We start from the raw sequence: 12796 nt of genomic DNA, 5'->3' as shown, positions 1-12796 counted from the left end.
AACAACTGCTCCGGATTTTTTTTATTTGTGGTTTGTTCGAAATAATTATTTTTTTTCCACTTCGGTATTTTCTCCATTCAACATAACCTCAGTTTGATGATGAATAGATTCTTTATGTATTGCGTGGAATAATTCTTTTACAAATTTATCGGTAAGCTGTTTGCGGCTTCCTGTTGCTAAACGATTTTCTAAAATTTCTGTCCAACGACTTGGCTGAACGATCGCTAAGTTATTTTCACGTTTGTATTCCGCAATTTCGCGAACAACATCCATACGCTCGCTTAACATCTCCATTAAATAGTTATCGAGACTGTCGATTTTACCACGTAAAATTTCCAGTTGATTTTCTGCAAACGAATTATGTTCAATCGATTGGCGTGTATGTAACGATGCAATCAATTCACCATAAGCATCGGGTGTAATTTGCTGTTTAGCATCACTCAAAGCTTTATCAGGATTAATATGTGATTCCAGATGTAAACCATCGAACCCGATATCTAAAGCTGTTTGCGCAACTTCTTTTAGTAAATCACGTGTTCCGCAAATATGGCTTGGATCGCAAATAATAGGTAATTGCGGATAACGGCGTTTTAATTCAATTGGAATGTTCCAACGTGGAATATTGCGGTATTTTGATTTTTCGTGTGTACTGAAACCTCTGTGAATAGCAGCCAGTTTTGTTATTCCTGAGCGGTTTAAACGTTCAAAAGCGCCAATCCATAACTCTAAATCAGGATTAATCGGGTTTTTCACTAAAACCGGAATATCTACGCCTTGCAAAGCATCACAAATTTCCTGCACGGCAAAAGGGTTCACTGTAGTTCTGGCACCAATCCACAACACATCAATACCCATACGTAATGCTTCGTAAACGTGTTTTACGTTGGCAACCTCAGTCGCAACAGGTTTACCGATTTCATTTCCTGCATCCTTCAGCCACTTTAACCCTATGCTGCCGATTCCTTCAAATGAGTTCGGGCGGGTACGGGGTTTCCAGATACCTCCTCTTAAGATATCAAACTGGTAATTGCTTAATAAACGGGCAGTTTCACGCACCTGCTCTTCGCTTTCAACGCTGCATGGCCCGGTCATTATGAGCGGGGACTGGAAGTTAAATCCCCATTCGGCAATTGGTGTAATCTTTAAATCTTTACTCATATTTTGGTCGTCTTTCTTAAATAATGTTGACAAACTGTGCACAAAGAAAATACAATTTTAACAAACGCAGGTTATAACTCCTCAGTCAACCTATGGTTGTAAATGCCCAGAACCCTTGAATCGGCTGTGTTATAGCCATATTTTAAGGCGATATTAATTATTTGTTCGGGTAATAATTCCTTAGTTTCAATATACACATTTTGTGCATCCGTATGCCTGATCAGTTGAATGGCATCAGCCCCGAATTGAGCCGTGAAATCCTCCATTTCATACGGTTGCAGGATTAAAGACGCTATTTTGGCGGGAAAGGTTGTAAGTGGAGCAAGGCTTTTTTTCGATAAAATTAAAAAACGAGTGAAATTTGATGCATGATTGTCAATTTTTGAGGCAATTATTTGCAAATGATAAAACAGGATTGCCGCTTTATTGCCAATTGCTGCGATGTTTTTATTATTGTGTTCAGCAACCAGTTTAACAGCACCCGAGGTAGAAGGCGTTGCGGTAAATTGAATATGCGGATATTGTGAAAAAAACGTGCTCGTCTCCTTAATCGCCATTTCGTGGCTGTATACTGTTGATAGTTGGTCAAGCGAGATATTTTCTTTTGCTGCCAGAAACAGTTCGACAGGTAAGGTAATAGACCCACATATTGTTAAACCACTATTTGCTATCCGAATAAAATTCCCGGGCACATCACCGGCTAAAGTATTTTCAACTGCCATCACACCAAAACTATTTTCATTCAATCGGGTTTGTTCAATAATCGCATCAAATGATGCTGCTGAAACAAATTGATTATCTCCCCCAAAAAAAGCCTGAGCAGCTAAATAATGAAACGAAAATGGTTCACCTAAAAAATATATGCGCTGTTGATTCAAAATAATTTTATCAGAAGTAAAAATAATATAAGCACAAAGAAACAACAATGCCGCTAAGGAGTGATAATAATCCGCCAACTTTTATAAAATCAATAAATTTATAATTGCCCGGGCCATAAATCATAATATTGGTCTGGTAACCTAATGGTGTTAAATAACACGTAGAAGCTGCAAACATAACGGTCATTAAAAGTGGTTTCGGATCAATGCCCATTTGTATGCCTAATGAAATGGCAATAGGGCTCAACAACGCTGCTGTAGCCTGGTTCGACATTAAACTGGTAATTACAGATGTTACGGCAAATAAGGTAAACAAGGTAATAAATGGTCCATACCCTGAAATATATGTTTGCATATATCCGGCAAGTAATTCGGCGGCGCCCGATTTTTCGAGTGCAGTTCCAAGTGGTAATAATGCAGCCAACACAAAAATAATACGCCAGTCCACTTCGCGATATGCTTCACGAATGGTTATACATTTAAATAAAAACATAAGAATGGTGCCAATAATTGCTCCCTGAATAATTGGTAACCATTCGAAGGCTGATGTTAAAATTACCATCAATAAAATGCCACTGGTAATGAGCATTTTCTTTTTATCGTAAACCTCTTTTTCAATTTCCTGTGTAAATACAAAATCACCACTGCGTTTCAATTGATCAAACGAATCTTTATTTACTTCAAGCAACAGGTCATCACCAAAACGTAATTCCACATCATCGAGCCGGCCTTCAATAATATCACCTCTTCTGCGCACAGCAAGCGGAATTGCATCGTATAATTCACGGAAATCAACTTCCTGAAACGTGCTCCTGGCAAGTGAACTGTTTGGGCCGATAACCACTTCAACCAAAGTAGTTTCATTCGATTTTAAATCAATATCATCAACATCAAACGATTTAATAAAATTTACACCGGATAATTGTTTTAAGCGCATGATGTCATTTGCACTACCTCGAACTAAAACCGTATCATTTTCTTCCAACAATTCATAATCATCGGGCAACCATAATGTTCCTTTACTATCAGAAATTTCAATTACTTCAAGCGCTAATTCAGTTACCAGTGGAGTATCAAAAATGCGTTTACCGGCAAATGCGGAACCTTTTTCGATAATTATTTCAGTTAAAAAATCTTTTAATTCATAATCTTCTGATAATGAATCAGCAGCCCGCCGTGCAGGAATTAATTTTATCCCAATAAAATACATGTATAAAAAAAATACAGCGAATAAAATGAGCCCTGTTGGTGTTACTTCAAACATGCCGAATGCATCATAACCATGTTCCACCGCAACGCCATTCACCACAAGGTTTGTAGAGGATCCAATTAATGTGATTGTTCCTCCCATAATTGCAGCAAAGGAGAGGGGCATTAATAATTTACTTGGACTCTGATTGGTGAATTTTGCAATTTTAAAAACAATAGGCATAAAAATTACTACTACAGCAGTATTATTTAAAAATGCCGATACTAAACCACATACTAATAATACGGCTACAAATGCGAGGTGCTGATTTTTGCCGATGTATTTTATCATTACCCGGCCAACAATATTTATGGCTCCTGTTTTTTCTAAACCTGCACTGAGTAAAAATAAAAACAAAATGGTAACTGTGGCATCATTACTAAAACCGGCAATACCTTCTTTAGTGGTTAAAACACCGGTAACCATCAGCAATGCCATTGCTATTAATGAAGTAATGTCAATAGCAATTTTTTCCCATATAAACATAAAAAGGGTAAAACCAACAATTAACAACACGATTGTAACATCATCAAGTGGCCACATAAAATTGTATTTAAAATGAACAAATTATGGTGTGCTTACGAAGTAAATATATGCATAATGTTAAATAATTCAAAACCCTTTGTTTGCGGGACTTTCGGGGATATTTTTTAATTTTACAACAAGCCGTGATAGAAATATGCGCAAACCATTTACTAAATGTGCAGTAAATTTGCAGCATAATTTATTGTTTATGATTGACCCAAATATAAAAATTGCAGCAACACCGACAGGTGCTTTTTATTTAAGTGATGAAACGTATGCGGCTGCAAAAGAAAAAATATTTACTACCACTTGGCAATATATTGGAACCGCACAAGAATATGGCGAGACCGGTTATTTATATCCAATTGATTTTATGCCGGGTTGTTTAAATGAACCATTATTATTGAGTGTTCAGGATAATGGGTTGCAATTAATGTCGAATGTATGCACACATCGTGGTTATGTATTAATAACAGAAAAAACAAAATCGCAAATTATCCGATGTAAATATCACGGCCGTTGTTTTCATCCGGATGGGAAATTTTTAAGTATGCCCGAATTCGAAGCTGCAGAAAATTTTCCAACGCAAATGGATAACCTCAAACAGGTAAGTGTGGTTAATTGGAACGGATTATTATTTGGTTCACTATTTCCTTCAATGGAGCTGAATCAATTATTGCAAGGCATCAGCAATCGTATTCCTTGGTTTCCGTTTAAAGATTTGCAATTGCGCCCCGATTTATCAAAAGATTATGTAATTGACGCCAATTGGGCATTGTATTGCGATAATTATCTTGAAGGATTTCATATTCCATTCGTCCATAAATCGCTCAATAAAGTAATTGATTATAATAATTATGAAACCGAATTATTTGAGTATGGCAATTTACAATTGGGAATTGCAAAAGAGGGCGAATTAATTTTCGATTTACCTTCCGATTCAAAAGATTATGGTAAAAAAGTGGGTGCCTATTATTTTTGGATTTTCCCGAATATGATGTTTAATTTTTATCCATGGGGCTTGTCGCTAAATATTGTGCAACCACTTGCAAAAAATAAAACCAAGGTGTCGTTTTTAGTTTTTGTGCATAACGAAGCCTTATTTAATCAGGGCGCCGGTAGCGATTTACACCGTGTGGAAATGGAAGACGAAGAAGTTGTTGAAAGTGTACACAAAGGCTTGCATTCCCGCTTGTATTTCCGTGGCCGTTATTCACCAAAAATGGAAACCGGTGTGCATCAGTTTCATTTGTTGATGCAACAGTTTTTGGGTTTGTGATTTTTTTTTTGGAGCATGAACATTTGTCACGCCAACACAATCCCAACCGGCTATCCACTGCAACGCCAGGGTTTTGTAGCATCATGATAAAATTTAAATTAATTTTAATTTAAGTCAAATATTTTTATTTTTGATTTAACAACCTGTCGTTTCCGTTTCTATCCGGGCTAGGTGAAAATTTGTCGATTCTATTAAAACCAAAACAATTTAACTGATTCTTAGATATTGTTATTTATGTCTGATACAAACCCTATAATCAATAAAAAAATCCAATTAGAAAAATACCCCGGAAAAGGCGGGTGGACTTATGCTATTATTCCGGAACTGCCTCAAGTTAAACGAGCACATTTTGGGTGGGTAAAGGTTAAGGGACAAATTGATGATTTTGTAATCAGTAATTATAAGTTAATGCCATTAGGTAATGGTAAATTGTTTTTACCGGTAAAAAAAGAAATACGAAAAAAAATTGGCAAAGAAGCCGGTGACTGGGTTCATGTAATTTTGTTTTTGGATGATTCACCGCTGGAAATCCCAAACGAATTGCTCGAATGTTTAGCAGATGATGATATCGCACATGCTAATTTTTTTAAACTAACTGAAGGCAAACAAAAAGAAATAATCGACAATATTTACAGCGCCAAAACCGACGCAACCAAAATACAAAGAATTGCCGCAGCCATAAATCAATTATCGAAAATTAAAAAATAAATTTGTTTTTTAACGCAAAGTGCGCAAGGAAAATACACACAAAGCAACGCTAAGCAATTTTTATTATTCGCTACATGTTTTATTCTAAAGTTTAATTTGTATTTATACTTACAATTTCAACACAAATTCCCTCTGTGTTTTCTCCGTGGGCTGTTTCTCAGCGGCCTCCGTGGTTTCGGCTGTTTTATTGGGTATAGTGCTACGGCTGTTTAATCAGTATACAAACAAATCATCATCCGCCGCGGCGGATACATTAATTTTTAATAACCCCAACGAGAGCTTCGAATGTTATGTTTACTCAAATTCGGCTGATTAATTGATACATGGGTACATAGGAACATCCACACATTAACACTGAACTAGCTCAAAATGATAAATGCCAACATACTAAACCTTGCCCTGATCACGTTATTCTCTGCTAAACCTAAACCGTAACAATGCATCGTAACTTTTACGTATTGTTACTTGTCTGTTTCTGCGGCCTGAGCTTAATTTATTATTTCACAACCCAAAAAACCGAAACATCGGCAACAACTACTATTCCTGCTGCTATTCCCAATCCAATTCCATCAGAAAACCTTCCTGTAAATGAAATTTCAACTGCTATTTCATCAAGCAATGATGTAACTATTGCACATGAAAAGGAACTGCTTAAAAAATTTGCACCTAAACCAATTACTCAGTACATCAACCCCAAAAAACGAGAACAGGTAGTTTGTCCCAAAGGCACCAAGCTCACCTTCGATCCCGGCATTTTTGTTTATGCAGGAACATCACAATTAGTTACCGATTCAGTTAAAATTGCAGCAACAGAATATTTAACCGATGCTGATTTTATTTTTGCAGGATTAACTACAATGTGCGATAATCATATACTTGAATCAGGTGGTATGTTATATGTTTCGGCATCTGCAGGCGGAAAAAATGTAGTGATTAAACGAGGAGAAAATTTTCAAATCGAAATACCTGCAGATGCTGAAAAGCCCGATATGCAAACATTTTACGGAAAAACACAAATTGATAACGATGGCAATGAACGATTAAATTGGATAAGTGCTAATTACGGACAATTAATGCCGGAAACTTCAGTTATGTGCTCAGTTGATTATTTTAATGGTGCAACGCGAATTCCGAAGCAGAAACGGAGTAATGAATTTAATGGTGGTATCCGCGCAATGTATGATTATTTGCATGATAATTACACCTTCCCAAAAGGTTTCGAAAAAGCACAGCTTAATGCCACCTGTTATGTAAATTTTTTATTGGGTGCTGATGGTGGTATCTACAAAGTATATACTTCGCCACAAATTAAAACCTATGCCGATTCACAAATGGTTGAGGCATTTAAATATATGCCTTGTTGGAGTTCTTCGGTAAAACAAAATGAATATGCAAAACAAATGATTCCCATAAAAATGCGATTTGTGCATGATCCAACAATAATTCCCATTAAAATGCAGGTAAATGCCCGTAATCCCCAATCGAAATACTTTGCCTCTTTTATCGACGATTATTATTTAATGGCATCTGCAAATTTGGGATGGATTAACTGCGACCGGTTTACCTCCACCCAACAGCCATTAACAGATGTATTTGTGGAAATGGATAGTAATGAAACGGCAATGGTGCGACTGGTATTTCAGGATATTCGTTCAATGATGAGTGGTGTGCGTTATACACAGGGTTTTCGTTTTGCTAATGTTCCGTTAAACAGTGTTGTAACCGTAGTTGCAATCAAACAAAAGGGTGACAATTTTGAAGTTGCTGTGCAGGAATGTTCTACTAATAAAGTTAAAATCAGAAATCTCGATTATAAAAAAATGTCATTTGAAGAAATGACCAACACATTTAATAGTCTTCAATCCTCAGGAACCAATACGCCTCTGGCAGAAGCAAATCCACCAACAGCGTCTTCATTTCAATAGTAATACACAGTCAAACCCACATGTAATGTAACCATTCGTGTGGGTTTTTTTTATGCCGATAATTTCCATCCAATTAAAATTCATATCCTGAAATAAAAAGCAAAACCCTCGCTGACCGGCAAGGGTTTTTTTTCATCAACGAAATTAGCGCTACATTAATTTCGTCAAGTTTTTTAATACGAAGAAAGCGGAACTCATCTTGACGAAGAAATTCCGCTTTCGCAATTAAATCAACCGTAGTTAATTTATCTGCACCTGTCTTTCGAATCCGGGTTTTGTTTTGCAACATTACCTCGGGATTTAACCTCGCGATTAATCCCTTTAGAATTGCTTCCGTCAGCCGTTTCCGGTGACTCGGATATTTCCGTCAGGTAATCCAAAACTATATTACATTAATTTAAAAAACAACTTTTGCCCTTCATTTTTACGCACAATTAAGGCACAGGGTTTTGCACAATTGGTGGAAAAATGATATTCCGTAACTGATTGATAATGAGGTAAATATAATCGAAGTGAATGGTTATTTCACATTGTATGCACAAAATTGGGTTTTTAGCTTACCTCAACACATTAAATTGAATCTTTTCTAATTCAATGCCATTCACAATAATAGACAAGGAATGTGCTCCTGTAAAATGTTTTCGGGTAGTTAAATCTTTAAAATGTTGATTTTTTGTAATCGTATACTTTTTTCCGGGTTCAGCGTAACCGGAATACTTTTTTAGATAATTTACCGGCACTTTTTACGTAATAGATGGCATAGTCTACCCGCATTATTACAGGTTGCTTTTCATTATGTAAAATGTCAAATTGGAATTGTAATGTATTCCCAATTTTTACTGATTTTCCGGAAGTCAAATTTTGGACGCGTGCTGATTTAATTTTATGATTTCCAAAATGTGACATGGCTGCTAAATTTCCTTGTCGCAACAAAGTGCGTGAGCCGTGTTTTATTATCCAATCTGTATTTTTTGATTTGCCTTGCCACTTTTTAATTAATGATAAAACTAATTCAGGGTGATCTTTTGCGATATCATTCAAATTATTTGCTACACTTCTGCGCACTGTTTCTGCAGAGTCATTCTTCAAATTTTCTAAAATTGGTAAAACCGATGCCGGATCTTTTTTGAAAGCCGGTAAGCCTATTCCCCATGGTAATCGCGGCCTGCAACCCTCTGAGCTTAAACGACGCACGTATAAACTTTTATGTTTGCTCCACACTTCCATTTGTTGCATCATGGCAACAGGATATTGAATAATAAAAGGACGCACCGCAAATTCTGCGCTGGTTACCTGCGTAATTTGTTCCAGTAATTGCACCGATTGTTTATAATGCTTTAAACCATAAGTGGCAACATATTCAGGTAAAAACATATATAAAAACGACATCCCATCTCCATGTAATTTTTTAATGGATGTTGTAATTCCTTTTAATATAGGTGCAGCCTTAGCAAAATCAGATGGCAGTATTTCATGCAACATGGCCTTGATATGATGCATCCTTTGTTTTAATTCAAGTTGTTGCCATTCAGCATTAAAAATACTTTTTGTAAATGGCGCAGGTTTAAATCCCGGTAAATTTTCAGCGATAATACTATTCAGCTCACTTATAAATTGTTTATCGTATAAATCTTTGAGTGCTGTTGACATGAATATAAAATTGAATTAAAATGTAACTTCCGTAATACCATCTCCGCCTGTTTCTCTTGTAGCATATTGGTATTGTTTAAGTCCCGGATAGGTTTTTAATACCTGCTGAACCATCTCACGAATAACACCGGTGCCTTTGCCATGCAAAATTCTAGCCTGGAAAATTTTGCGCATTACTGCCCGGTCTAAATATTGTTCCAGCTCAATCATAGCCTCCTCTTTAGACTTACCACGCAAATCGAGTTCAAGCGGAAACACACCTTCTTCCATCGAAACTTTAATCACCTGTTGTGGTTTAACCGGTGCATCAGCAGAGGCAATGCCAATTAATTCTTCATATGGAACTGTGGATTTCATATTATTAAAAATAACAACAGCTTTATTTTTTTGAACAGATTGCAAAACCCCAATTTCACTACCTGAAACCATTTTGACCAATCCGCCAATTTTTATTTCTCCGCGCTCATAATTTACCTGCTGGCGCTGTTGCACTTTTTTTCGCTCACCAAAAGTGGATTTTTTTTGGGTTTGAATAAACTGGCGTAATTTTTCTTTAACCTGTTCTTTTTCATTCCCGCTAGCTGTCTCCTGCTGCACAACGGATTTAAGTTCCTGCAACAAACCCCGGAATTGCTCCTCCATTTTTCGAATGGCCGCATCTTCCAGTTCTAATTTTTTTAAATTATACCGCTCCTGTTTTTCTCTTGCTTTTTCAAAGGCTAATTCCAAATCCTTTTCTTTTTTACGTAAGTCATCTTCTTTTTTACTTACCTCCTTATCGCGCAAACGTATATGCTCCTTTTCTACCCGGACATTTTTTAATAATTCCTCAAAACGAATATGTTCTTTGCTGATTAATTTTCGTGCTTCCTCAATTAATTGTTGCGGCAATTCCGATTTTTTAGCCAGCTCAAAAGCATAAGAACTGCCGGGTTTGCCGGTTTCCAGTTTGTATTTTGGTTTTAATTCAGCCTCGTCATACAACATGCTGCCGTTAAACACACCAATATTATTTGCAGCAAAAGCTTTTAAATTGGCATAATGTGTTGTTACTACACCAAATATTTTTTTATCATTCAAGGCTTTGAGCGAGGCTTCAGCAATAGCACCACCCATTACAGGATCTGTACCTGTTCCAAATTCATCAATCAGAATAAGGGTGTCTTTATTACTGTGTTGTAAAAAATATTTAATTTTTATCAGCCTCGATGAATAAGTAGACAGTTCATCCTCCAAAGACTGTGTATCACCTATATCACAAAATATATTTTGCATGATACCAATTCTTGAATTTTCAGCTGCAGGAATTAATAATCCGCATTGAGTCATATATTGCAATAATCCAATGGTTTTCATTGCAACTGATTTTCCTCCTGCGTTTGGACCGGAAATAATTAGGATACGATTATTTTGATCTAATTCAACATCTAAAGGAATAATCGGCTTTTTGTGTTTTTTATTGAGTAGAAATAATACCGGATGAAATGCATGATATAAACAAATTACCGGTGTTTTTTCTAAATGTGGCATATTGGCATTTATTTCCAGTGCATATTTACCCTTTGCTCTGGTGAAATCAATAATGCCTAAAATATGCTGATAACGCTCTAATAATGGTGCATACGGAGCAATTACCGCTGTTAATGTTTTTAATATCCTGAAAATTTCCCGTTTTTCTTCGCGCTCCAATTCAAAAATTTCATTCTGAATATTTACTACTTCTTCAGGTTCAATAAATACGGTTTTTCCGGTATCACTTTCATCGTGAATAATACCACTTAATTTGCGCTTATATTCACTTAAAATACCTAATACCCGGCGGCCATTCCGCATACTTTCTTCCACCTCACTTAAAAAACCGGATTGTCGGTACCGGCTCAATGCAGCATTAAATACCTTACCTAATGCCCGAACATTCTGATCTTTTTCTCGGCGTATGCTAATTAATTCAGGTGATGCATCTTCGCGAATATTGCCATCATCATTAATTATTTTTTTTATTTCATTGGCAATTGCACTTTCATATTCCAAATTTGCAAACAGGCTAAATAAAATAGGATACTTTTCTTTCTGATTGGTGAAAAAACGTAACATATTACCGGTAAGCATCGCCACTTTTTTTACTTCCTGTAACTGCGTTTCATTCAACACATAATTTTCAATACTGATTACGTGTAAAGTTTCTCTGATATCATAAATACGGTCATGCGGAAAATTTTCTTCAAATTGTAACAAGAAACGCATTTCCCGAGTTTGTAACAACATTTTTTTAACCTCTTCAAACTTATCCAGCGGGCGCACCTTTTCCACCCGGTCGGCTCCCGGTTTGCTATCGCAATACTTCGCAACCTCCGAAAGCACCTTTTCGAATTCGAGCACCTGAGTTATATCTGCCGGAAATAGTTTCACTTTTAATGTTTTTGCAAAGGTAGCCCAATCCGGCCATTTTAAAAGAATAAATGAATGGGTTATCTTGCGCACAAATACACACATTATGTGCGACGAAATAGATGGCATACAACTCAATTTCAGTAGCGATAACATGTTGTTACTGAATTTATTACTCGCTTTTCTGATGTTTGGTATAGCGCTCGACCTTAAAACAACACATTTTAAGGAGCTTTTTAAATATCCAAAAAAATCGTTAGTCGGAATTGCAAGTCAATACATTGTTTTACCTTTTATTACTTATTTGATTGTATTGGTAATGCGCCCATGCCCAAGTATTGCATTAGGCATTTTCCTTTTAGGCGCCTGTCCGGGTGGAAATATGAGTAATTTTTTATCCTCTCTTGCCAAAGGAAATGTGGCATTATCTGTTACACTTACAGCCACATCTACATTATTAGCTCCACTAATGACACCGTTAAATTTTGCATTTTATGGCAGTATGTATGGGCCGACTGCAGAATTAATGAAAGAAATAAGTGTCGATCCGGTTGAATTATTTGTAACCATAATTGTAATTCTGGGAATACCCCTAGCCATTGGGATGTTTGTAAATTATAAGTTCCCAAATTTCACAAAAAAAATCATGCGTCCGATTCAGATTATATCGGTAATCATTTTCATGTGTTTTATTGTTTTTGCTTTTTTAAAAAATGCCGACATTTTTATCGACATTATTGGAATGATATTTTTACTCGTTTTGTTGCACAACGGACTCGCCATGTTATCGGGTTATGGGTTGGGGGCTTTGTTCAAATTGAATTTTCAGGACAAAAAATGCCTGGCCATTGAAACCGGTATTCACAATGCTGCATTGGGGCTGATTATTATTTTTACTTTCTTTAACGGCATGGGTGGAATGGCTGTAGTTGCGGGCTGGTGGGGCATTTGGGACCTGGTAACCGGTTTTACGGTGGCAACGATATGGTCGAGGATGGCTGCAAAACAGGCAGCTAAAATTTAAAAGTGATAATTT

The 12796-nt window shown here is 36.4% G+C and carries 10 protein-coding genes; 4 read left to right on the top strand and 6 right to left on the bottom strand.

The annotated features are described in order from the left end of the window. Nucleotides 1–45: 45 nt before the first annotated feature. From IPI65_21240 to IPI65_21230, 3 genes are all read right to left on the bottom strand, one after another. Nucleotides 46–1158, bottom strand: a complete 1113-nt coding sequence (locus IPI65_21240; protein MBK7443958.1) for a bifunctional 3-deoxy-7-phosphoheptulonate synthase/chorismate mutase type II — start codon at nucleotides 1156–1158, stop codon at nucleotides 46–48. Between the two features lie 71 nt (nucleotides 1159–1229). Beyond that, nucleotides 1230–2036, bottom strand: a complete 807-nt coding sequence (locus IPI65_21235) for a hypothetical protein (protein MBK7443957.1) — start codon at nucleotides 2034–2036, stop codon at nucleotides 1230–1232. A 10-nt stretch (nucleotides 2037–2046) separates the two neighbouring features. Beyond that, entirely contained in the window at nucleotides 2047–3828 is a 1782-nt protein-coding gene (locus IPI65_21230; GenBank protein ID MBK7443956.1) for an SLC13 family permease, read from the bottom strand. Between the two features lie 190 nt (nucleotides 3829–4018). Here IPI65_21230 and IPI65_21225 point away from each other — a divergent pair, with 190 nt between their 5' ends. The 3 genes from IPI65_21225 to IPI65_21215 all read left to right on the top strand — a co-directional run bounded on the left by IPI65_21225 (nucleotide 4019) and on the right by IPI65_21215 (nucleotide 7722). After that, nucleotides 4019–5089 carry a Rieske 2Fe-2S domain-containing protein gene (locus IPI65_21225; GenBank protein ID MBK7443955.1) on the top strand — a complete coding sequence of 357 codons (1071 nt, stop codon included), beginning with the start codon at nucleotides 4019–4021 and terminating at the stop codon, nucleotides 5087–5089. Between the two features lie 234 nt (nucleotides 5090–5323). Then, the gene (locus IPI65_21220; GenBank protein MBK7443954.1) at nucleotides 5324–5797 is read left to right on the top strand and encodes a DUF1905 domain-containing protein; all 474 of its coding nucleotides are present in this window, start codon (nucleotides 5324–5326) and stop codon (nucleotides 5795–5797) included. A 437-nt stretch (nucleotides 5798–6234) separates the two neighbouring features. Then, nucleotides 6235–7722 carry a hypothetical protein gene (locus IPI65_21215; GenBank protein MBK7443953.1) on the top strand — a complete coding sequence of 496 codons (1488 nt, stop codon included), beginning with the start codon at nucleotides 6235–6237 and terminating at the stop codon, nucleotides 7720–7722. Between the two features lie 73 nt (nucleotides 7723–7795). Here IPI65_21215 and IPI65_21210 read toward each other — a convergent pair whose 3' ends face one another. From IPI65_21210 to IPI65_21200, 3 genes are all read right to left on the bottom strand, one after another. Next, nucleotides 7796–8011, bottom strand: a complete 216-nt coding sequence (locus IPI65_21210) for a hypothetical protein (protein ID MBK7443952.1) — start codon at nucleotides 8009–8011, stop codon at nucleotides 7796–7798. 410 nt (nucleotides 8012–8421) lie between these two features. Continuing rightward, nucleotides 8422–9372, bottom strand: a complete 951-nt coding sequence (locus tag IPI65_21205) for a DNA alkylation repair protein (GenBank protein MBK7443951.1) — start codon at nucleotides 9370–9372, stop codon at nucleotides 8422–8424. A gap of 15 nt (nucleotides 9373–9387) precedes the next feature. Continuing rightward, on the bottom strand, nucleotides 9388–11853 hold the full coding sequence (locus IPI65_21200; GenBank protein ID MBK7443950.1) for a Smr/MutS family protein: 2466 nt from the start codon (nucleotides 11851–11853) through the stop codon (nucleotides 9388–9390). Nucleotides 11854–11866: 13 nt separating this feature from the next. On the opposite strand from IPI65_21200, the gene IPI65_21195 reads away from it, so the two are divergent. Then, complete coding sequence (locus tag IPI65_21195) at nucleotides 11867–12784, top strand: bile acid:sodium symporter family protein (GenBank protein MBK7443949.1); 918 nt, start codon at nucleotides 11867–11869, stop codon at nucleotides 12782–12784. Nucleotides 12785–12796 lie beyond the last annotated feature (12 nt).

Source organism: Bacteroidota bacterium (assembly GCA_016706255.1).
GTDB lineage: Bacteria > Bacteroidota > Bacteroidia > Chitinophagales > BACL12 > UBA7236.
This window is presented reverse-complemented; position numbering and strand designations above follow the sequence as displayed.